Origin of the sequence: Lysobacter enzymogenes (genome assembly GCF_017355525.1) — a bacterium.
GTDB classification, from domain to species: Bacteria; Pseudomonadota; Gammaproteobacteria; order Xanthomonadales; family Xanthomonadaceae; genus Lysobacter; species Lysobacter enzymogenes_C.
In genome coordinates, this window is the sequence record NZ_CP067395.1 from 3471575 (window position 1) to 3494310 (window position 22736).

Annotated in this window: 15 protein-coding genes; 8 read left to right on the plus strand and 7 right to left on the minus strand. The window is 70.3% G+C overall.

Annotation, left to right across the window (positions count from 1 at the left end; translation table 11 throughout):
- Positions 1-8 precede the first annotated feature (8 nt).
- Both ppc and JHW38_RS14630 read right to left on the minus strand, forming a co-directional pair.
- On the minus strand, positions 9-2759 hold the full coding sequence (gene ppc, locus JHW38_RS14625) for a phosphoenolpyruvate carboxylase (protein WP_428995246.1): 2751 nt from the start codon (positions 2757-2759) through the stop codon (positions 9-11).
- Between the two features lie 238 nt (positions 2760-2997).
- Positions 2998-3942 (minus strand): LysR family transcriptional regulator, encoded by a 945-nt coding sequence (locus JHW38_RS14630; RefSeq protein ID WP_207522088.1) that lies wholly within the window; start codon positions 3940-3942, stop codon positions 2998-3000.
- A 66-nt stretch (positions 3943-4008) separates the two neighbouring features.
- Here JHW38_RS14630 and JHW38_RS14635 point away from each other — a divergent pair, with 66 nt between their 5' ends.
- Entirely contained in the window at positions 4009-4944 is a 936-nt protein-coding gene (locus tag JHW38_RS14635) for a DMT family transporter (protein ID WP_207522089.1), read from the plus strand.
- Positions 4945-5056: 112 nt separating this feature from the next.
- Here JHW38_RS14635 and JHW38_RS14640 read toward each other — a convergent pair whose 3' ends face one another.
- Positions 5057-6436, minus strand: a complete 1380-nt coding sequence (locus tag JHW38_RS14640; RefSeq protein WP_428995247.1) for a glutamate--cysteine ligase — start codon at positions 6434-6436, stop codon at positions 5057-5059.
- Between the two features lie 266 nt (positions 6437-6702).
- Between JHW38_RS14640 and JHW38_RS14645 the strand changes: the two genes are divergently transcribed.
- The 4 genes from JHW38_RS14645 (at position 6703) to JHW38_RS14660 (ending at position 11308) form a co-directional block, all read left to right on the plus strand.
- On the plus strand, positions 6703-8289 hold the full coding sequence (locus JHW38_RS14645; RefSeq protein ID WP_207522090.1) for a peptide ABC transporter substrate-binding protein: 1587 nt from the start codon (positions 6703-6705) through the stop codon (positions 8287-8289).
- Entirely contained in the window at positions 8286-9032 is a 747-nt protein-coding gene (locus JHW38_RS14650) for a VIT1/CCC1 transporter family protein (protein ID WP_207522091.1), read from the plus strand. The genes JHW38_RS14645 and JHW38_RS14650 overlap by 4 nt, the downstream gene beginning before the upstream one ends.
- Positions 9032-9964, plus strand: coding sequence for an ABC transporter permease subunit (locus tag JHW38_RS14655; protein WP_207522092.1), 933 nt, complete (start codon positions 9032-9034; stop codon positions 9962-9964). Before JHW38_RS14650 ends, JHW38_RS14655 begins: the two co-directional genes overlap by 1 nt.
- A gap of 309 nt (positions 9965-10273) precedes the next feature.
- Positions 10274-11308, plus strand: coding sequence for a LacI family DNA-binding transcriptional regulator (locus tag JHW38_RS14660; RefSeq protein WP_207522093.1), 1035 nt, complete (start codon positions 10274-10276; stop codon positions 11306-11308).
- Positions 11309-11451: 143 nt separating this feature from the next.
- Here the strand turns inward: JHW38_RS14660 and JHW38_RS14665 are convergent, their stop codons facing one another.
- From JHW38_RS14665 to JHW38_RS14675, 3 genes are all read right to left on the minus strand, one after another.
- Positions 11452-13140 (minus strand): alpha-amylase family glycosyl hydrolase, encoded by a 1689-nt coding sequence (locus tag JHW38_RS14665; protein ID WP_207522094.1) that lies wholly within the window; start codon positions 13138-13140, stop codon positions 11452-11454.
- Positions 13137-14639, minus strand: coding sequence for an MFS transporter (locus tag JHW38_RS14670; protein ID WP_207522095.1), 1503 nt, complete (start codon positions 14637-14639; stop codon positions 13137-13139). Before JHW38_RS14670 ends, JHW38_RS14665 begins: the two co-directional genes overlap by 4 nt.
- A 136-nt stretch (positions 14640-14775) precedes the next feature.
- Complete coding sequence (locus JHW38_RS14675; RefSeq protein WP_207522096.1) at positions 14776-17577, minus strand: TonB-dependent receptor; 2802 nt, start codon at positions 17575-17577, stop codon at positions 14776-14778.
- 293 nt (positions 17578-17870) lie between these two features.
- Here JHW38_RS14675 and JHW38_RS14680 point away from each other — a divergent pair, with 293 nt between their 5' ends.
- A complete protein-coding gene (locus JHW38_RS14680; RefSeq protein ID WP_242690945.1) occupies positions 17871-19520 on the plus strand; it encodes an alpha-glucosidase in 1650 nt (549 codons plus the stop codon).
- 57 nt (positions 19521-19577) lie between these two features.
- Entirely contained in the window at positions 19578-20462 is an 885-nt protein-coding gene (locus tag JHW38_RS14685; RefSeq protein ID WP_207522098.1) for a DUF2007 domain-containing protein, read from the plus strand.
- Between the two features lie 118 nt (positions 20463-20580).
- On the opposite strand, the gene yihA is transcribed toward JHW38_RS14685, so the two are convergent.
- Complete coding sequence (yihA, locus tag JHW38_RS14690) at positions 20581-21216, minus strand: ribosome biogenesis GTP-binding protein YihA/YsxC (RefSeq protein ID WP_207522099.1); 636 nt, start codon at positions 21214-21216, stop codon at positions 20581-20583.
- Between the two features lie 235 nt (positions 21217-21451).
- On the opposite strand from yihA, the gene JHW38_RS14695 reads away from it, so the two are divergent.
- Positions 21452-22327, plus strand: a complete 876-nt coding sequence (locus JHW38_RS14695; RefSeq protein WP_207522100.1) for a c-type cytochrome — start codon at positions 21452-21454, stop codon at positions 22325-22327.
- The last annotated feature ends 409 nt before the right edge of the window (positions 22328-22736 follow it).

The following is a 22736-nucleotide window of genomic DNA, read 5'->3' on the forward strand; positions in this document are numbered from 1 at the left end:
TGCCCCGCTCAACCGGTGTTCTGCACCCCCGCCGCAATCCCGTTGACCGTCGCCACCAACGCCTGCAACAGCGCATCGTCCGGCCGCCCCGCCGCGCGCCAGCGCGCCAGCAGGTCGACCTGCAACAGGCTGATCGGATCGACATAGGGATTGCGCAGCCGGATCGACTGGCGCAAGCGGTGATCGCCGCGCAGCAGCTCGTCGCTGCCCTTGATCGCCAGCACCGCGTCGCGGGTGCGTTCGAACTCGGCGGCGATGCCGGGATGGAAGCGCGCGTGCAGGTCGCCTTCCGGCAGTTCCGACGCCAGCAGCGAATAGCGTTCGAAGATCGCCGGATCCGACTTGGCCAGGACCATTTCCAGATCGTCGATCAAGGTGCCGAAGAACGGCCAGTCGCGCGCCATCTCCGCCAGCGCCTCGCGCCCGTGCGCGTCGAGCGCGCGCGCAAGGCCGGTGCCGACGCCGTACCACGCGGTCAGGCCGGCGCGGTTCTGCGACCACGCGAACACCCACGGAATCGCGCGCAAGGAAGAAATGTCGCCGGTGCCGGCGCGCTTGGCCGGGCGCGAGCCGATGCGCAGGCGCTCGATCACGTCGATCGGCGTGGCGGCGCGGAAATACAGCGGGAACTGCGAGTCGTCATGCACCAGCGCGCGATAGTGCGCGCGCGCGGCGTCGGTCAGTTCGCCGGCGATGCGGCGCCAGCCGGCCTCGCGCGGCTCCGGCGCGCGCGGGCGCAGGGTCGCGCGCAGCACCGCGCCGCTGGTCTGCTCCAGGTTGCGCAGCGCCAATGCGCGGATGCCGTACTTGCGGTGGATCACTTCGCCCTGCTCGGTCAGGCGCAGGTAGCCGTCGACCGAACCGCGCGGCGCGGCGATCACCGCGCGCTCGGTCTTGCCGCCGCCGCGGCTGATCGAGCCGCCGCGGCCGTGGAAGAAGGCGATGCGCACGCCGCTGTCGGCGGCCAGCGCGGTCAGCGCGATCTGGGTCTGCTGCAGGGCCCAGCGCGAGGCGACCATGCCGCCGTCCTTGGCGCTGTCGGAATAGCCGAGCATCACCACCTGACGGTCGCCGCGCGCGCGCAGGTGGCCGCGGTAGACCGGGTCGGCGAACAACGCGCGCAGCGTGTCGGCGGCGGCGTCGAGGTCGTCGACGGTTTCGAACAGCGGCGCCACGTCCAGCGGCACCCGGCCCTGGTCGTCGGCGCAGCCGGCGGTGCGCGCCAGCGCCAGCACCGCCAGCGCGTCGGCGGCGCTGCGGCTCATGCTGACGATGTACGGGCCGAACGCGCGCGCGCCATAGCGCGGGCGCAATCGCGCGACCGCGCGGAACACTTCCAGCGTCGGCTGCGCCGCGGCGGCCGCGGCGCGCGCCGGCGGCGCGTCGCCGTCGAGCAGGCGATGCAGGCGCTGCGCGCGCGCGGCGACGTCGAGTTCGGCCCACTCGGGCTGGTCGAACAAGGCCGCCAATGCGGCGTCGTGGGTGGCCGAATCCTGGCGCAGGTCGAGCCCGGCCAGATGGAAGCCGAAACATTCCGCGCGCCGGCGCAGGCGCCGCACCGCGAAACCGCCGGCGTGGGCGCCCTGGTGCGCGGCGAGGCTGCGTTCGATCAGGACGATGTCGGCCAGGAACGCCGCGGCGTCGGGATAGCCGTGCACGCTTTCGTCGAGCGTCGCCTGCAGGCGCGCCGACATCAGGTTCAGCAGGTTGCGGTACGGCATGTCGGCGTGGCGCGGCTTCAGCAGCGCGGCGGCCTTCGGCAGCAGGTAGCGATAATCCTCGACCTGGGCCAGCACCGCGTCGTCGACGCGCACGCGATGCACCGACTGGCTCAGCAGTTCGGCCAGCGCGCTCAGGTCGCGCCGGTACGCGGCCAGCACCAGCGCGCGCTGGCCGGCCAGGGTGGCGGCGATGGTGTCGGCGCCGACGTTGGGATTGCCGTCCATGTCGCCGCCGACCCAGGTGCCGAAGCCGAGCACGTCGGGCAGCGCCGGCGCGTCGCCGTAGGTTTCGCGCAGCGCGTCTTCGAACACTTCGTAATAGACCGGCAGCACCCGGTACAGCACGTCGGAGAGATAGAAACCGACGTGCTCGAATTCGTCGGCGACGCTGGGCTTGGCCGCCGGCGCTTCGGCGGTCTGCCAGCTCGCGGTCAGGGCCAGGCGGATGCGTTCGCGGTCGGCGCGGCGCTCGGGCGGGGTGCGGCCGCGGTCGATGTCGGCGACCAGGCATTCGACGATGGTGCGTTCCTTCTCCAGCAGCGCGCGCCGCACCGCCTCGGTCGGATGCGCGGTGAACACCGGCTCGATCCGCAGCCGCGGCAGCAAGGCCGCGACTTCCTCGGCGCTGACGCCCTGGCGCGCCAGGGTGCCGAGCGCGTCGCGCAGGCCGCCGGGCTGGGCGTCGGCGCCGCTGCGTTCGTAGTCGCGGCGGCGGCGGATGCGGTGCACGCGCTCGGCCAGATTGACCGCCTGGAAATAGGTGGCGAAGGCGCGCACCAGATCGGCGGCCTGCTCCAGATCGATATCGGCCAGCGCCGCGGCCAGCGCATCGACCGGCTCGCCGGCCTCGCGGCGGCGGATCGCGGCGCGGCGCAGGCGCTCGACCGCGTCGAGAAAATCGTCGCCGCGCTGCTCGGCGAGGATGTCGCCGACCAGCGCGCCGAGGGTTTTGACGTCCTCGCGCAGCAAGGCGTCGGTGGAGGCGAAGTCTGCGGCTCGTTCCATTGCGCGAAGCGATTCGTCGCTGGTATCGGTCATGACGTTCATCCGACCAAGGCTAGCGCAGTGGCTTGTGCATTGCAGCAAGCAGCGTGCGCGGGTTTGGTTGCAGTTGAAACCACTGCCGATGACGAAAAGGTCATAGCGCGACGCGGACCGGGACGAAAGCGCCGGACTGATGCTCTTTCCGCCATTGCCGCCATCGAGAGGGAGCTTCAGCCGCAGGCTTTTTGTGGTCAGGGCTTCAGCCCCGACGCTTTTGTTCCAGCCGCGATCGCTAGGCGGTTTCTTCGCCGCTCAACGACGCCACCACCCAATCGCGCACCCACTGCAAGCGCGCTGCGCCTTCGGCCTCGGGCAGCCACGCCAGGTACAAGCGCTTCAACGGCGCCGCCTGCGGCAACGGCAGCGGCACCAGTTCGCCGCTGGCCAGGCGCTCGGCGATCAGGCGCGGATACAGCAAGGCGATGCCCTGCCCCGCCAGCGCCGCGCTGATCGCCGGCATCGGCGAGGACAGGCTCAGCTGCGGCAGCGGCCAGGCCGCGGTGTCGGCGCCGAACCAGGCCGGCCAGTCTTCGCGCCAACCGTCGCTGACCACATGCAGCAGGCGCGCGCCGGGCACCGGATCGAGCCACCAGCGCTGCGGGTCCAGGCGCGCGCACAGGCCGGGCGAGGCCACCGGTCGCAGCGCCTGTTCGAACAGCAGTTCGCCGCGCAGGCCTTGTTCGTGCGGATCGCGGTGCATCAGCAGCGCGTGCACGCGCGCCTGGGCCAGATCGGCCGCGCCGGCGGGACAGATCAGCTGCAAGTCGAAGCCGGCGCGCGCCGAGAACTCCTCGATCCGCGGCAACAGCACGCTGACGCTGAGGCTGGTCGGCGCGCCGAGCAGCAGGCGCCGGCTCTCGTCGCCGCGCAAGCGCAGGCGCGCGGTCGCCGCCTCGATGCGCTCGAAGCCGTCGATCAACGCTTCGCCGAACTCGCGCCCGAGCGGGGTCGGCCGCGCGCGGCCGCCGCTGCGGTCGAGCAGGCGCAGGCCGAAGGCTTCTTCCAGGTGCTGGACGTGCTGGCTCAGCGCGGCGTGGCTGAGGTGCAGGCGCTCGGCCGCGCGGCGCATGCCGTCGTGGCGGACCACGGCGGCGAAGGCCTGCAGCGCGCGCAGCGGCGGCAGGCGGCGGGCCGACGGCTCGCCGCCGGGAGGGTCCGACTCAGCCCGAGTGGTCATTTTTACTTACCACCTTTCTCGATAAACGAGATTTTTCAATATGAATCCGGCGGATAGATTTACCACATGTCCACCGTCCCCCTGCCCGCCACGGCTTCCATCCCCGCCCGTCCGCTGCTGCGCCGCGCCGGCCTGATGGCCGCCGCCTCGACCTCGCTGGCCCTGCTCGCCCTGCTCAGCCGCTACACCCGCGGGCTGGCGCCGGAGCTGGTGACCTGGGGCCGCTTCCTCCTGCCCGCGCTGATCCTGACCGCATTCGTGCGCGGCCCGGACTGGCGCGCGGCGTGGTCGCTGGCCGACCGCCCCGGCTGGGTGCGCGCGCTGTGCGCGGTGGTCGCGCAGACCTGTTTCGTGTTCGCCGCGACCCAGGGCGACCTGTTGCAGGCGGTGCTGCTGTACAACACCGGCCCCTTGTTCATTCCGCTGGTGGCGTGGCTGTGGCTCGGCGAACGGCTGCGGCCGGCGACCCTGGCCGGGCTGGCGCTGGGCTTTCTCGGCGTGCTCGCGGTGTTGCGGCCCGGCGCGCGCGGCCTCGATCCGCTGGCGCTGATCGCGCTGACCGGCGGGCTGGCGATGGCGGTGTCGCAGGTGCTGTTCTATCGCAGCGCGCAGCGGCAGCCGCCGCTGCGCAACCAGTTCAAGCTCTACACCCAGGCCTCGTTGCTGAGCCTGCCGCTGGCCGCGCTCGGCACCGCGCACACGCCGTGGGGCGCGGTGCTGGCCGGCGAGGCCGGGTTCGAACCGGTGTGGGTGTTGGCGCTGGCCTTGCTCGGCATGGCCGCGTGCAGCCTCGGCAACCAGTCGCTGCGCGATCTGGCGTACCGCGGCATGGACAACGCGTCGACGCTGGCGCCGCTGATGTATGTGGCGGTGCCGGTCAGCGCGTTGCTGGACTGGTGGGTGTTCGGGCGCGTGGCCGCGCCTTCGGCGTTGTTCGGTGCGGCGTTGATCGTCGCCGGAGCGGTGGCGGCGTTGCGCAGCGGGGCGCGGGCGGCGGGGTGATCGTTGCGACGGCCTCGGGCGATCGCTTCGTGGTTGGATTTTCGCGGTCGCAGCTCGCGCAGCTCCTACAGGCAGGCCATGTAGGAGCTGCGCGAGCTGCGACCGCGCAGGCTCAGTACGCGAATTCCTTGAACACCCGATCGATATCGCCGCCCCATTCGCCGTGGAACAGCTCGAGCTTGCGCTCCGCCGGGCTCTTGCCCATCGCCACGAATTCCATCAGCGGCTCCAGGTAGATCGATTCGTCGGCGCCGTTGTGGTTCAGGCGCGCGCGGCGCTTGAGGCCGTGCGCGGAAATCTCCAGCGCGCGCCGCGCCAGCTCCAGCACCTTGTGGTCGCGGAACGGCAGCTGCAAGCCGTGGCGCGGCACGCCGTCGCGCAGGGCGTGGCGTTCTTCGGGAGTGAAGTCCAGCACCAGGTCCCAGGCCGCGTCGAGCGCTTCGCCGTCGTACAGCAGGCCGACCCAGAACGCCGACAACGCGCAGATCCGGTTCCACGGGCCCGAGTCGGCGCCGCGCATTTCCAGATACTTCTTCAAGCGCACTTCCGGGAACGCGGTGGTGCTGTGGTCGGCCCAGTCCTTCAAGGTCGGGCGCTGGTCCGGATACGCCGGCAGTTTGGCGTCCATGTAATCGCGGAACGACTGGCCGCTGGCGTCGATGTAGCGGCCGTCGCGGTAGACGAAGTACATCGGCACGTCGAGCAGATAGTCGACGTAGCGCTCGTAGCCGAAGCCGTCCTCGAACACGAAGTCGAGCAGGCCGGTGCGGTTGGGATCGGTGTCGGTCCAGATGTGCGAGCGGTACGACATGTAGCCGTTCGGCTGGCCTTCCAGGAACGGCGAATCGGCGAACAGCGCGGTCGCGACCGGCTGCAAGGCCAGCGAGACGCGGAACTTCTTGACCATGTCGGCTTCGTCGAGCACGTCCAGGTTGACCTGCACGGTGCTGGTGCGGGTCATCATGTCCAGGCCGAGATGGCCGACCTTGGGCATGTACTCGCGCATGATCTTGTAGCGGCCCTTCGGCATCCACGGCATGTCCTCGCGCCGCCACTTGGGCTGGAAGCCCATGCCGAGGAAGCCCAGGCCCATCGGCTCGGCGACGGTGCGCACTTCGCGCAGGTGGGTCGCCGCTTCCACGCAGGTGTCGTGCAGCGTCGCCAACGGCGCGCCGGACAGTTCCAGCTGGCCGGCCGGCTCCAGCGAGACCGAGGCCTGGTCGCGGGTCAGCGCGATGGTGCGCCCGTTCTCCTCGACCGGCGCCCAGCCGAACTGGGTCAGGCCCTTGAGCAAGGCTTCGATGCCGCGCTCGCCGTCGAAGGTCGGCGGGCGCAGGTCGTCGGTGCGGAAACCGAACTTTTCGTGTTCGGTACCGATCTTCCAGTCCGACTGCGGGCGCGCGCCCGAGGCCAGGTAGTCGATCAGCACGGCGCGGCCGCCGCCCTTTACATCGGGAATCTCGAGATCGTTCACCTGGCTGGGACCGGACACATCCACCTCGCTTCGCAAAACTTCGTCGTCGTCGGGACCGGGCCGCGCCGGCCGCGTCCAGCGCGGCCAGCGCCCGCGGCCGGCCTCCCCGAGCGGGGAACCGGCGCGGCGCCACGGTCCTACCTTGCATCAATACCGAGTCTGGATATGCGGCGGCTCGCCTACAATCGCAAGACCCAGGCAGTGTAGAGCCCGTCTTGCGCCGAACAACGTCCGCCCTGCAACGCTATGGTTCGGCCCTGCTACTGGCGCTGGCGGCGCCGGTCGTGCCTGCCCAGCCTGCACCGGCGCCGTCGGCGACGCAAAGCGCGGCGGCCCAGCTGGAACGCGGCAACGGCCCCGAGCCGAGCACGCTGGACGCGCACCGCTGCCAGGAAGTGGCCTGCGGCAACGTCTTGCGCGACCTGTACGAAGGGCTGGTGACCGAAGACGCGCACGGCCGGCTGGTGCCGGGTCTGGCCGAGCGCTGGAGCGTGTCCGCCGACGGCCGCACCTGGCGCTTCGCCCTGCGCCCGAACCTGCGCTGGAGCAACGGCGAAGCGCTCGACGCGGCGCAGGTGGTGGCGAGTTTCCGCCGCGCCTTCGCGCCGGCCACCGCGGCGCCGTTCGGCGAACTGTTCGACGCGCTCGACGGCGCGCGCGCGGTGCAGGCCGGCGAACTGCCGCCCGAGCGCCTCGGCGTCAGCGCGCCGGACCCGCGCACGGTCGAGTTCCGCTTGACCCGCAGCGCTTCATTGCCGGCGCTGCTGACGTTGCCGATCGCGTTTCCGGTGTACCTGCCGGCGGTGCATCGCTACGGCGCCCAGCACACCCAGCCGGGGCGGCTGGTGTCGAACGGCGCGTATCGGCTCGCGAGCTGGACGCCGCAGGCGAATCTGGTGGTCGAGAAGAATCCGCGCTTCCACGACGCCGCGCACGTTTCGCTGGAACGCGTGCGCTTCCACGTCACCGAAGACGCCGCCGCCGAATTGCAGCGCTTCGCCGCCGGCGACCTGGACATCACCGAAGTCGTGCCGCCGCAGCCGCTGGCCTCGCTGCGCCGGCGCTTCGGCGACCAGTTGCGGTTGTCGCCGTACCTGGGCGCGTTCTGGTTCGGCTTGAACACGACCCAGCCGCCGTTCCGCCCGGCCTGCGCCGCGCCGCGCTGCCATGAGCAAGCGCTGGCGCTGCGGCGCGCGCTGACGCTGGCGATCGACCGCGACAAGCTCACCCGCTACGTCACCGGCCTCGGCGAAACGCCGGCCTACGGCATCGTGCCGCCGGGCATCGCCGGCTACACGCCGGCGGCGATGCCGTGGGCGGCGTGGACGCAGGCGCAGCGCGAGCAGCATGCGCGCGCCTTGTATCGGCATGCGGGTTACTCGCTCGACAACCCGTTGGTGCTGGAGCTGCGCTACAACACCTCGACCCCGCACCGCCGGCTCGCGCTCGCGGTCGCGGCGATGTGGAAGCAGACCCTCGGCGTGCAGGTGCGCCTGCGCAACGAGGAATGGAAGGTGTTCGTGCAGAACCGCAAGCAGCGCGCGATCACCCAGGCCTTCCGCGGCGGCTGGATCGGCGACCTGCCCGACGCGCGCAATTTCCTCGCCGCGTTCGCCAACGACGGGCCGTTGAACTGGATGGGCTACGACGACGCAGGCTATCGCCAGCGCCTGGCCCGCGCCGACGCCGCGGCCACGCAGGACGCGCGCAACGCCTGGCTGCGCGCGGCCGAGCAGCGCCTGCTCAACGACAACGCGGCGATTCCCCTGTACTTCTACACCTCCAAGCATCTGGTGGCGCGGCGCGTGCGCGGGTTCGAGCCCAATGCGCTGGACCGCCACGCCAGCCGCTGGCTGAGCCTGACGCCATGACCTCGCCCCGTCCCGCAACGCCGCGTCCCGCCGCCGTGCGCCCGCATGCGCGCAGCCGCCATCCCGAAGCGCACCGCTCCGAACGCGTGGGCTGGCTGCGCGCGGCCGTGCTCGGCGCCAACGACGGCATCGTCTCGGTCGCAGGGTTAGTGGTCGGGGTCGCGGCCAGCGGCGCCGATGCCGGCGCGATCCTGACCTCGGGCATCGCCGGCACCGTCGCCGGCGCGATGTCGATGGCCGCCGGCGAATACGTGTCGGTGCGCTCGCAGGCCGACACCGAACGCGCCGACATCGCGGTGGAAAAGCGCGAACTGGCCGAGAACCCGCAGGCCGAACTGCAGGAGCTGGCGCAGATCTACGTGCAGCGCGGACTGACCCCGGAGCTGGCGCACGAAGTCGCGCGCCAGCTGACCGAGCACGACGCGCTGGCCAGCCACGCGCGCGACGAACTCGGCATCACCGACACCTTGCGCGCGCGGCCGGTGCAGGCCGCGGCGGCCTCGGCCGGCGCCTTCGTCAGCGGCGCCGCGCTGCCGATCGCCGCGGTGCTGCTGGCGCCGCACGAACACGTGCAGCCGGTCGCGGTGGCGACGACCCTGGTCGCGCTGTCGATATCCGGCGCGCTCGCCGCCTGGGCCGGCGGCGCGCCGCTGGCGCGCGGCGCGGTGCGGGTGACGTTCTGGGGCGCGCTGGCGATGGCCGCGGCGAGCGCGGTCGGGCATCTGTTCGGCGTGCAGGTCTGATGCGGGTCGCGCCGCGACTGCTGCGCCTGGGCGGACGCCTGCTGGAAGCGGCGATCACCCTCTGGCTGCTCGGTACGCTGTGCTTCGCCCTGCTGCGCGCCGCGCCGGGCGGTCCGTTCGACACCGAGAAGGCCGCGCCGCCGGAAGTGCAGGCGGTGCTGGAAGCGCAGTACCGGCTCGACCAATCGCTGCCGATGCAATACCTGGGCTGGCTCGGCGACGCGTTGCGCGGCGATCTCGGCCCCTCGTTCCAGTACCCCGACTACACCGTCAACCAATTGATCGCCAACGCGCTGCCGGTGTCGGCGCTCAACGGCGGGCTGGCGCTGCTGCTGGCCTTGCTGTGCGGCGTAACCCTGGGCGTGTGGGCCGCGCTGCGCGCCGGCGGCTGGAGCGACCGCGCGCTGATGTTCCTCGCCGGCCTCGGCCTGGCCGTGCCCAAGTTCGTGGTCGCGCCGCTGTTGGTGCTGCTGTTCGCGGTGACCCTGCACTGGCTGCCGGCCGGCGGCTGGGGCGAATGGGACAACGTGGTGCTGCCGGTGATCGCGCTGGCGCTGCCCAACATCGCCTACTGCGCGCGGCTGACCCGCGCCAGCCTGCTCGACACCTTGTCGGCCGACTACCTGCGCGCGGCGCGCGCGCGCGGCCTGTCGGAAACGCGGCTGTTGTTCGCCCACGCGCTCAAGCCGGCGCTGCTGCCGGTCGCGGCGTGGCTGTCGCCGGCGCTGATCAACGTGGTCACCGGCTCGGCGGTGGTTGAGCAGGTGTTCGGCATTCCCGGCATGGGGCGCTATTTCGTCCAGGGCGCGTTGAACCGCGACTACACCCTGGTGCTGGGCGTGGTGCTGGTGATCGGGGCGTTGATCGTGGCGATCAATGTGTTGGTCGATGCGTTGCGCGGGTGGATGGATCCGCGGCTGGAACAGGACTGAGCGCCAGCCGCCTGCTTTCATTCTCGCGAAGGCCCCAACCGTCATTCCCGCGAAGGCTCCAACCGTCATTCCCGCGCAGGCGGGAATCCAGAGACTTCAGCCGGCCCTTTCATGCAAGTTCAGTGGCTACTTGCCGGCAGGTATGTACAGCGCTCTGGATTCCCGCCTGCGCGGGAATGACGGCAGGTGGCGACGTCGGAGCGGGTCGTACGCGGGCGCGAGAGCGCGGCCCGGTGCGTCGAACCCCGTCGCGCCACCGGGCCTTCCGGCCCGGGCGCCGCCGCGCCCAACCCCGCTACACTGCGGCCCATGCGCAAAAAGACCAAAGCCACCTCGGTCGACATCGCCCACCTCGCCGGCGTCTCCCAGGCCACGGTGTCGCGCGTGCTCAGCGGCAGTCCGCTGGTCAACGCCGAAACGCGCAAGCGGGTCGAGGCGGTGGTGCGCGAGCTCAACTACAAGGTCGACCGGCACGCCTCCAGCCTGCGCCGGCAGCGCTCGGGCACGCTGGCTTTGCTGCTGTTCGAAGACCCGACCCCGGACGAATCGCACATCAATCCGTTCTTCCTGTCGATGCTCGGCTCGATCACCCGCGCCTGCGCCCGCCACGGCCAGGACCTGCTGATCTCGTTCCAGCAGCTGTCCGACGACTGGGCCGCCGACTACGAGGACAGCATGAAGGCCGACGGCCTGATCCTGCTCGGCTACGGCGATTACCTGGCCTACCAGGGCAAGCTGCAGCGGCTGGTCGAACAAGGCACCCGCTTCGTGCGCTGGGGCGCGGTGCTGCCGGACCAGCCGGGACTGTCGATCGGCTGCGAGAACCTCGGCGGCGGGCGCCAGGCCGGCGCGCACCTGCTCGCGCTGGGGCGCACGCGGGTGGCCTTCCTCGGCGACGCGTCGAGCCACTACCCCGAGTTCCTCGACCGCTACCTCGGCTGCGAACAGGCCTTGAACGAAGCCGGGCTGGCGCTGGACCGCGGCCTGCAGGTCGATGCGGAAAGTTCCGAAGACGCCGGCCACGCCGCCGCGCTGGAACTGCTGGCGCGCGCGCGGCCGTTCGACGCGGTGTTCGCCGCCAGCGACCTGATCGCGATCGGCGCGATGCGCGCGTTGACCGAGCGCGGGTTGCGCGTGCCCGAGGACGTCTCGGTGATCGGCTTCGACGACCTGCCGATGGCGCGCTTCGCCCATCCGCCGCTGACGACGGTGTTCCAGGACACCAAACAGGCCGGCGAGTTGCTGGTCGAGACCTTGATGCAGCTGATCCGCGGCGAGGAAGCCTTGAGCCGGCGCTTGCCGACGACTTTGGTGGTGCGCAAATCCTGCGGCGGCCCCCTGTAGGAGCGGCGCGAGCCGCGACCGCGAAAACGAAGCAACGTCGAGACTCCGCCATCGTCGTCGGATCGCCGCCGGGCGGCGGTCCGGGTCGTCGTCGTTTTGTTTTCGCGGTCGCGGCTTGCGCCGCTCCTACAGGGGGCAAGCCATCAGCGCTTGCGCGCCCGCGCCATCGCCTGGTCGAGCGCCGCGAGCAGATCCGCGCGCCGCACCGGCGCGTCGAGCAGATAAACCTCCACCCCATGCGCCGGCACCGTCGCGCGCAGCGTGCCCGCCTCGGCGACCGCGACTTCGCCGCCGCCCAGCGCCGCGCGCCAACGTCCGGCTTGCAGATGCTCGCTGACCGCGAACTCCGCGGCGGCATCGCCCTTGTTGAGCAGCACCAGCGCGATCTGCGCCACGCCGGCATGCTCGTACACGCGATAGAACGCCGCGCGGTCGCCGTGCAAAGACAGGTTCACCTGCAAGCCGCGCTGCAACGCCGGCGAGTCGCGCCGCACCGTCGCGATGCGCTTGAGCGCAGCGCGGATCGGATGCGAACGCGCCGCGTCGACCCGCGCCTGGCCGAAGTAGTTGCGGTTGCCGGCATGTTCCGCGCGCCCGCGTTCGAAGCCGGTTTCCGAACCGTAGTAGATCACCGGAATCCCGCGCGCGGTGAACAGCCAGTTGTGCGCGTCGATGAAGCCGGCGTCGCTGGCGTCGAGCCGCGGCATGTCGTGGTTGTCGTAGAAGGTCATCAGCTCGTACGGATTCGCGTACGGCCCGCCTTGCAGGTACAGGCGCTCGTCCAGCCGCGCGTAATCGGCGCGGGCGTGGCCGAAGACTTCGGCCAGCCGCTCCTTGAGCGGGAAATCCAGCACGCTGACGCCGCCGTTCTCGGCCCATGTGAACGGCGCGATGTTCTCCGGCTTGTAGTCGAAGGCCTCGCCGAACATGAAGAACCCCGGCCGCTTGGCGCGGATGCGCGCGGCGAACTTTTGCCAGAACGCCAGCGGCATGTGGCGGATGGTGTCGATGCGGAACGCGTCGGCGCCCTGGTCGATCCACTGCGAATAGGCGCCGACGAAATAGTCGAGCACTTCGGGATTGGTGTCGTCGATGTTCGACAGCTGGACCAGATCGCGTTCGTTGTGGAAGAACCGGTGCAACGGGTTGTGCGCGGGGTCGAGCCGTTCCGGCGGCAGGTTCTGGTGATCGGCGACCAGCACGCCGTCGCGATAGATGCGGCCGTACTTCGGCTGCGGCTTGCGCATCGTGAACGACGGCGAGCCGTGGTTGGCGACGATGTCGAGCACGGTCTTGAGCCCGTGCTGTTTGAGCCCGCGCGTCAGTCCGGCGAAATCCAGCCCCGGGCTCGGCAGGTGCTCGTCGAGGCGATAGAAATCCACGCCCCAGTAGCCGTGGTAGCCGGTCTTGCCGCGGTCCTGGAACGCGCCGCCCCAGGTCACCGCGTCGCCGCCGGTGAAGGCCTGATCGGGATTGTCGACGATCGGCGTCAGCCACACCGCGCCGAAGCCCATGTCGCGGATGTAGCCGGCGTTGTCGAGCAGACCTTTGAAGTCGCCGCCGAGGTAACCGATGTTGTCGCTTTCGCCCGGCGGCCCGCCGGGTACCGGCCGGTCGAAGCTGCGCGTGTCGGGATCCGGCCCGCCCTGTTCGCGCTGGTCGTTGCCGGTGTCGCCGTTGACGAAGCGGTCGGTGACGACGAAGTACACCGCCTCGCTCGCCATCGGTTCCAGCGTGCCGTAGTAGTCGCGCTGCGGCGCCGCCTCGCGCGCGCCGCCGTGCGCGCACGCGGCCAGCGCGAGACTCAGCGCGGCCGACATCAGCGCCCTCATGCGCGCGCCTCCGCGCCGGGCTCGCGCACCCATAGCGTGCAGGCGCCGGCGACGAACAGGCTGACGCCGCCGATCGCCAGCGCCGCGACCGGATGGCCGCCGAACAGGTGCTTGACCAGGAAGCCGAGCAGGCTCGCCGCGACCAGCTGCGGAATCACGATGAAGAAATTGAAGATGCCCATGAACACGCCCATCTTCGCCGCCGGCACCGCGTCGGACAGCATCGCGTACGGCAGCGACAGGATCGAGGCCCAGGCGAAGCCGACGCCGACCATCGACAGCAGCAGCATCTGCGGGTCGCGGATCAAAGCGATCGAAAGCAAACCGGCGCCGCCGAGAACCAGGTTGAACACATGGCTGCGGCGCAGCCCCCAGCGCCGCGCCATCGGCGCGATCGCGATCGCCGCCAGCGCGGCGAAGCCGTTGTAGGCGGCGAACAGCACGCCGACCCAGTTGGCGCCTTCGTTGTACGCGGCCGAGGCGACGTCGCTGCTGTGGTAGTGCAGCTGGGTGACCGCCGGCGTGGTGTAGATCCACATCGCGAACAGGGCGAACCAGGAGAAGAACTGGACCACCGCCAGCCGCGCCATCGCGCCGGGCATCGCGCCGAGGTCGTCCATGACCGTGGCGAAGCCGCCGCCCTCGCGGACCATGCCGCGCGCGAGCAAGGCCAGGCCGAACGCGGCGACCAGCGCCGCCAGCACGTACAACTGGCGGTCCAGCCGCAGCATCGAGATCGCGGTCGCGCAGAGGCCGCCGACCACCACCCACGAGGCGCCGAACAGCAGGCAGCGGACCCGGTCGCGCTCGCGCGGCGCGGCGATCGCCGGCGCCTCGTCGAAGGCTTGCAGCTGCTGCGGCGGGTATTCGCGCGTGCTCAGCACGGTCCAGCCGACCGACAGCAGCAGCACCGCGCCGCCGAAATAGAACGAATAGCGCACCGTGTCGGGCACCTCCCCTACGGCGGCGGTATTGCCGACGCCGAGGTGGGCCAGCAGGTACGGCAGCAGGCTCGCGACCACCGAGCCCACGCCGATGAAAAAGCTCTGCATCGCGTAGCCGGCCGGGCGCTGCTGCTGCGGCAGCTGATCGCCGACGAAGGCGCGGAACGGCTCCATCGAGATGTTGATCGAGGCGTCGAGCATCCACAGCAGGCCGGCGGCGATCCACAGCGTCGGCGAGTTCGGCATCGCGATCAGCGCCAGCGTCGCCAGCACCGCGCCGATCAGGAAGTACGGGCGGCGCCGGCCCAGCCCGGTCCAGGTGCGGTCGGACAGGTAGCCGACGATGGGCTGCACGATCAGGCCGGTCAAAGGCGCGGCGATCCACAGCATCGGGATGTCGTCGATCGGCGCGCCCAGCGTCTGGAAGATGCGGCTGACGTTGGCGTTCTGCAGGGCGAAGCCGAACTGGATGCCGAGAAAGCCGAAGCACATGTTCCAGATCTGCCAGAACGTCAGCGTCGGCTTGCGGGGCGTGGCGTCGGAGCGATCGGTCATGGCCTGGAGTCTGGCACGAAGCGCGCGCGGCGCGACGGCACGGCGTCCGCAGGGCGGCGCGCCCGTCGCCGCGCGGCTTCAGGAGCTGTAACGATCGCGGCCCCGGGTCCGCTCGGGACACGGGGCCGCGCGGCGGTCAGAACTGCGAAGCGAAGCGGACCCCGTACATCCGCGGCGTATTCAAGTAGCGGATGTTGGTCGCGTTGTTGACGAAGCCCTTGCCCGAATACACCTCGTCGGTGAGGTTGGACACGAAGCCGTCGATGCGGAACTGGTTTTCGCTGCCGAAGTTCAGGCCGGCGGAAACGTTGACGGTGAAGAACCCGTCCACATCGTCGCGCATCGCCAGCCCGTTGGCCGGGCCGCCGCCGGCGGCCGGGTTGGAGCCGTTGTTGAACGGCATGTCCTTGAGCGGGATCTCGATCACCTTGCCGTTCGCGTCCAGCCCGAAGCCGCGGCTGTTGAACGCGGTCAGGTAGTAGTCGGAGCGATACGTCAGGTTGATCGTCCAGTCGAACGAGTTCAGCGCGCCGCGGCCGATGTCGATGGTCTGCGACAGGCTGACGTTGGCGTTGTACTTGGACGTGTTCGGCAGACGGTTGCCGTCCAGCGGCACGATCAGGCCGAGGCCGCCGGAGCGCGTGTCGAGCACGTTCGAATCGTCGAAGGTGGCGTCGAGGTAGGTGAAGTTGTAGCCGATGTCGAAGCCATGAGGCAGGCCGACCCTTCCTTCCAGCTCCAACCCCAGCACGCTCGCGTTGGCCGCGTTGTCGTTGAACACCTGGCGGCTGGTCGCGTTCGGATTGGTCGGCGTCGGCGCGGGCACGTCGATCAGGTTCTGCAGCACCTTGTCCTTGTAGTCGTAGTAGAACACCGACGCGTTCAGGCGCACCGGGGTCTCGCCCCAGACGTAGTCGCCCTTGATGCCGGCCTCGTACGAGGTCAGTTCTTCCGGCGCGAAGCTCGGCGCCAGCGCGCTGCCGTCGTTGAGCGCGAGCGGGCGGTTGATGCCGCCGGCGCGGGTGCCGGTGGACACGGTGCCGTACAGCATCACCTTGGCGCTGAGGTCGTATTCGAAGCCCACGCGCCAGTCGACGTAGTTGTCCTTGTACACGTCCTCGCTGCGGCCGTTGGGGAAATCCGAACGCGCGATCACCTGGATCTGGTCGCGGTACTGCTGCAGGAACTGCGCCCAGTTGTCGTTGGCGCCGAAGTTCTGGAAGCCGCCGAGGAAGTAGTCGAGCGTGTTGCCGCCGGGGCCGCACTTGAGTTCGGCCGGCGACCAACCGGTGCAGATGCTCGGATCGCCGCCGCGGCGCCGGCCCGGGCCGGCCAGCTGGAAGCCCGGCGAACCCAGCACCAACCCAGTGGTGTAAGGATTGGTTCCGGTGTTGATCGGCTGGCCGGTGAACTGCTGGAGCAGCTCCTCGGGAATGACGAACTGGTACTTGACGTTGGACTCGCGCGCGATCTTCTTGTCGCGGGTGTAGCGGATGCCGCCGATCAAGCGCAACGAGTCGGTCGCGGCGAAGCTGAAATCGCCGTAGACCGCGTTCGACTCGACCTTGGAGTTGTCGCCGCGGTTCTCGCCGCCGAGGCCGTCCTGGTAGCCGCAGACCGTGCCCGGCCGCCACCAGTCGCAATCGCCGAAGTAGCCGTTGCCGACGTCCCAGGACACGTAGTCGTACTTCTCCTGGTAGTTGAACAGGCCGGCCGACCAGATCAGCTTGCCGGTGTCGCCGAAGAAGCGCAGCTCGTTGATGCGCGAGGACGACTTGTCGGCCTGATAGAAGGTGTCGTACCACTTCAACCGCTCGGGATTGAAATAGGCTTCGCGGTCGGAGCCCGGATACACCGGGCCGAGCTGCCACTCGCGCGAGGCGTTGCGGTTGTAGAAGTCGTACTTGCGGTAAGAGGTGTTGAACTCGACCGAGACCGCGTCGTTGAACGCGTAGGTGAAGGTCGCCGCGATGCCTTCGATGTCGTTGGTGGTCTTGCCCTGGGTGCGGAAGTACTGCTTGAACGGGTCGTCCAGGTCCTTGATGTCGTAGCCGGCGGCCAGGCCGCGCTCGGCGAACAGGCCCGGGTCGCCGGTGCCGCGCTCGGTGACCTTGTCCAGCATCACGTAGGCGGAGAACTTGTCGTTGGGCTCCCACAGCGCCGACAGGCGCGCGGCCTGGTTGTCGAGCGCGCTCGGGCCTTCGGCGGAGAACAGCGACTTCGGATAGCCGTTGCTGATGTACGACGAGCGCTCCTCGTCGAACAGCGCCGCGCGCAGCGCGAAGGTGTCGCCGATCGGCAGGTTCAGCACGCCCTCGGCGTTGGTGTAGTCGTAGTTGCCGGCGCCGACCTTGAGCCCGCCGCTGGTCACGCCGAGCTCCGGCCGCTTGGAGATCACGTTGATCGAGCCGCCGGTGGCGTTGCGGCCGCGCACCGTGCCCTGCGGGCCCTTGTTGACCTCGATCCGGTCGACATCGAAGAACATCGGGCCGATCGAGCGCGGACGCGGCAGGTAGATGCCGTTGTAGTAGGTCGCCACCGACGGGTCGGACGAGAAGTCCGAGTCGGCCGCGCCGATGCCGCGCAGGAAGATTTCGTACTTGCCTTCCTGCTTGGTGATCTGCAGCCCCGGCACCACCGCCTGCAGGTTGCGGAAGTCGGTGTTGATGCCGAGCTTGGCGATGTCCTCGCCGCTGAAGGACTGGATGGTGCCGGCGTACTTCTGGATCGACTGCACGCGGCGGTTGCCGGTGACCTGCACGGCGTCGAGCTCGTGCGCGGTTTGGGTAGCGGCGGTGGGCGCGGCGTCCTGCGGCGCGGGCGCGTCGGCGGCCCACGCCGGTGCGAAGCCGCACAGGCCCAGCGCAGCCAGCGCCAGGGTCAGCAGATGACGGTCGAGTTGCTTCGGCCTGCGTGCGGCCGGCTTGGAATGCGACATGCTCCCCTCCAGAAGCGTTGTGTTCTGTGGCCGCGCGCGCACTGTCGGCGCCTGGCGTCCGCCGCGGCATCGGGGCCGCGGTCTGGGCGCATGTTAGGCATGCCTTACGCCTCGCAGCGGGTTCTGCATACGTATTCATGGGAGGCAGTCGCATTCATGTCGCAGTTCCGGCCGCGCTTTCGCCATGAATACGTATGCATGCGCGGCGGCCGGCGCGGGCCGCGGCGGTAAGCTGGCGCGCATCGCCGCACGGCAGCGCCGCCGCGCGCCGCACTACACAACAGGGGTCGCACTTGTCCGCCGTCGTTTCTTCCCAGCCCGCGCAACGCGATCCCACCTGGTGGCGCGGCGCGGTGATCTATCAGGTGTATCCGCGCAGCTTCCGCGACCTCGACGGCGACGGCGTCGGCGACCTGCCCGGCATCGTCGACAAGCTCGGCTACATCGCCGACCTCGGCGTCGACGCGATCTGGATCTCGCCGTTCTTCAAGTCGCCGATGGCCGATTTCGGCTACGACATCGCCGACTACCGCGCGGTCGATCCGCTGTTCGGCCGGCTCGAAGACTTCGACCGCCTGCTGGCCAAGGCGCATGCGCTGGGCTTGAAGGTGATGATCGACCAGGTGCTGAGCCACACCTCCAACGAGCACGAGTGGTTCAAGCGCAGCCGCGAGAGCCGCGACAACGAGTTCTCCGATTGGTACGTGTGGGCCGACGCGCGCGAAGACGGCACCGCGCCGAACAACTGGATGTCGCTGTTCGGCGGCGTCGCCTGGCGCTGGGAACCGCGCCGGCAGCAGTACTACCTGCACAACTTCCTCTCGGCCCAGCCCGACCTCAATTTCCATCACCCGGCGGTGCGCGCGGCGGTGCTCGACAACGTGCGCTTCTGGCTCGAGCGCGGCGTCGACGGCCTGCGCCTGGACGCGATCAACTTCTGCTTCCACGACGCGCAGCTGCGCGACAACCCGCCCAAGCCGGCGGCGCAGCGGGTCGGCCGCGGCTTCAGCCCGGACAATCCGTACGCGTTCCAGTACCACCACTACAACAACACCCAGCCCGAGAACCTGGCGTTCCTCGGCGAGCTGCGCGCGCTGCTGGACCGTTACCCGGGCGCGGTGGCGCTGGGCGAGATTTCGTCGGAAGACTCGCTGGCGACGATGGACGAATACACCCGCGCCGGCCGCCTGCACATGGGCTACAGCTTCGAGCTGCTGACCGACGACTACAACGTCGAACACATCCGCGGCACCGTGCAGCGCGTCGAAGCGAGCATGCGCGAAGGCTGGCCGTGCTGGGCGATTTCGAACCATGACGTGCAGCGCGTGGTCACGCGCTGGGGCCGCGGCGAAGCGCCGAAGCATTTCGCGACCCTGGTCAGCGCGCTGGCGTGTTCGCTGCGCGGCTCGGTGTGCGTGTACCAAGGCGAGGAGCTCGGCCTGCCCGAGGCCGACGTGCCGTTCGAAGCGCTGCAGGACCCGTACGGCAAGACCTTCTGGCCGAACTTCAAGGGCCGCGACGGCTGCCGCACGCCGTTGCCGTGGGACGGCAGCGACGGCGCCGGTTTCAGCCGCGGCCGGCCGTGGCTGCCGATCCCGGCCGAACACCGCGCGCTCAACATCGCCGCGCAGCAGGACGATCCGGCCTCGCCGCTCAACGGCTTCCGCGCGTTCCTGGGCTGGCGCAAGCGCCATCGCGCCCTGCTCGACGGCGCGATCGCGTTCGTGCCCAGCGCCGAGCCGGTCATCGCGTTCGTGCGCGGCGACGGCGACGACGCGCTGCTGATGGCGTTCAACCTCGGCCCCGCCGAGGCGACGCTGGACCTCGGCGAACGCGCCGGCTGGGCCCCCGACCGCGGCCACGGCCTGCCCTCGGGCCGGGTCGAGGGCAGTCGCCTGATCCTGCCGGGACACGGCGCCTACGCGGCGCGGCCGACCGCTTAGTCCCCGCCCGGCGGCGTTTCCCCTGCGGCATACTTCGCGCTCAGGGGGAACCACCGCATGCAGATCGTCTATCAGGCCGCGCACTCGGCCGACGCGCAATTGGTGCGCGGCTTGCTGGCGCAGGAAGGCATCCGTTCGTTCGTGTTCGGCGGCGCGCTGGAAGGCGGCGCCGGGCTGCTGCCGGTCGGCGGCTCGGTGCGCATCGAAGTCGCCGACGAAGACCTCGAACGTGCGCGCGCGATCATCGATGAGTGGCAGGCCGCGGACGTGCCGGCGTCGGACGACGACGAAGACGCCGACCGCGACTACGGCGACGAGGCCACGCCCGAGCATGTCGAGGACGCCAACCTCTACCGTCCCTTGAACGCGCGCAAGCCGGCCAGCGGCGGCTTCGGCATGGCCGGCATCGTGTTCGCATTGGTGATCGGCGCGCTCGGCGGCGCGCTCGCGACCGGCGCCGCGCTGCGGCCTTCGGCCAGCGCGCAGGACGTCGACTACAACGGCGACGGCATCGCCGACGAGCGCCTGAACTACGAAGGCGAGCGCCTGGTCCGGGTCGACACCGACCGCAACACCGACGGCAGCTTCGACCTGATCACCCGCTACGACGGCAGCGGCCTGGCGTCGTCGATCGAGGAAGACCAGGATTTCAACGGCGTGCGCGAAACCAGCACCGCCCTGGACAAGGGCCTGATGACCGCGCGCAGCGTCGACTACGACGGCGACGGCGTGCCCGAGCGGCAGGAGAACTACCTGCGCGGCGTGCTGCACAACGTAGAGTGGCTGGACGCGCAGGGCCGCGTGGTCAAGCGCGACACCTATACCGGCGGGCGCTTGAGCGGCGGCGAGATCGACAGCGACCGCGACGGGGTGCTGGACGCTTCGCGGGTGTACGACGAACGCGGCGAAGTGCGCAGCAGCGAGCCCATGCGTCGCGACTGACGGCGGCTCCCTGTAGGAGCGGCGCGAGCCGCGACCGCGACAACGCAATCATTGCGGAAGTTTCGGCGTAGCTGCGTTGTCGCGGTCGCGGCTCGCGCCGCTCCTACATACAGACAGCTCAGCCGAGTTCCAGCCACCCGCCGACCACCTTGCGCGCCTCGTCGACGCCCTGCTTGGACTCGCCGGAGAAGGTCTGCACGCTGACGGTGTCGCCGTAGCTGGACTGCAAATCCTTGCGCACCGCCAGCAAGGCCTGCTGCTGCTGGCCGCGGCCGAACTTGTCGGCCTTGGTCAGCAGCGCGTGCGCCGGCAGGCCGCGGTTGACCGCGTAGGCGATCATCTGGCGGTCGTAATCCTTGAGCGGGTGGCGGATGTCCATCACCACCACCAGCCCGCGCAGCGCCTGGCGGGTCTGGAAGTAGCGGTCGAGGAAGGCCTGCCAGTGCGCCTGCAGGTCCTGCGGGACCTTGGCGTAGCCGTAGCCGGGCAGGTCGACCAGGAAACGGTCCGGCTCCGGCGCCGGCTCGGGGCCGCGGTGCGGCGCGCTGACGTCGAAAAACACCAGCTGCTGGGTGCGGCCGGGGGTCTTGGACACGCGCGCCAGCGCGTTCTGCTGGCACAGCGCGTTGAGCGCGCTGGACTTGCCGGCGTTGGACCGGCCGGCGAAGGCGACTTCGAAGCCGCCATCGGGCGGCAATTGCTTGACGTTGTGCGCCGACAACAGGTAACGGGCGCGGGCGAGGGGGTTGCTCATGCCCATAGGATCGCATGGCCCCGCCCCAAACCCGTGCACGCGGCGTGCGCGGCGGCGCCGGCGGGCGCGTTCCGCGACCGCGTCCGCCTGAATCCGCGTTGACCGCGTCCGGGCCGGCGACGATAATTCCGAGGTTCCGGCGCCCTGCGCGGCCGGCCAAAGCCAGACCGAGTACCCACCCGTCCTCGCCTTCCAGCAAGCCCGCCTTAAAGCACGCAGTTCGGAGCCCAGCTACATGAGCCAAGCCCGCGTCCTGAGCCTCGTCGGTCTCGCCGTCTTCGCGGTCGCCGCCGTCGCGTACGCCCAGACCACGGTCACGCCGATCCCGGATAAAGAGCCGGTCAAAACCGCGCCGTTGACCGCCGGGCCGCAAAGCAAGTGGGGCGACGTCAAGGCCGGCGCCACCAAGGCCGGCACCTGCGCGGCCTGCCACGGCCTCGACGGCAATCCGACCGATCCGCAGTACCCGCGCCTGGCCGGCCAGAGCGAGCGCTACATCGCCCACCAGATCGCCCTGTTCAAGAGCGGCGAGCGCAACACCGGCATGGCCGCGGCGATGAAGCCCTTCGCCGACGCGCTGAGCGAGCAGGACGCGCGCGACCTGGGCGCCTACTTCGCGACCCAGAAGTCCGGCGCCGGCGTGGCCGACGACACCGTCGTCGCCAGCGGCCCGAACAAGGACAAGAAGTTCTACCAGGTCGGCGAAGAACTGTTCCGCCGCGGCGACAAGGCGCGCGGCATCCCCGCATGCATGGCCTGCCACGGCCCCGGCGGCGCCGGCAATCCCGGCCCGGCCTATCCGCACCTGGCCGGCCAGCAGGCCGCCTACTCGCAGCGCCGGCTCGAGGAATACCGCGCCGGCACCACGACCCAGCGCGATCCGCACCTGTTCAACGTGATGGCCGGCGTGGCCAAGCAGCTGACCGACGAAGAGATCGGTTCGCTGGCCAGCTACCTGCAAGGCCTGCACGAACGCGCCGACGACGTCGCCGCGGCTGGCGCCCCGGCGCCGAAGCCGGCGGCTGCGCCCGCCGCAGCGCCCGCTCCGGCGGCGGCTCCGGCCGACGCGGCCAAGCCGGCCGCTGCGCCGGCGGCGCCCGCCAAGGGCTGAGCATCGCGCCCCGCTTGCGAAAACGCCGGCCTCGCGCCGGCGTTTTTGTTTGTGTCGGCAGAGCCGTGGCGTAGAGGCGCGTTCCCCCTGTAGGAGCGACGCGAGTCGCGACCAACCGCAGCGACTGACGCAAGCGTAGCCGCCCGAAGCCGCGGAACTTCGGCAGTTGTTGCTTCAGGAGCCAGCGCTCGGGCGGACGGGCTTCGGAGGGGGCGCTTGCGTGAGTCGCTGCGGTTGGTCGCGACTCGCGTCGCTCCTACAAAAAGCGCCCGCCCGCGTAAAAGTGACGCACTTCACACCACACCGCCGCGGGAACTCCGCCAGCGCCCGCCGGTCCCATTGCGCACTCCTGGTTGCCGGCGCCGGCCGCTATCCTTGGCCGCGACGCTGCCGCGTCCGCCGCACCGGC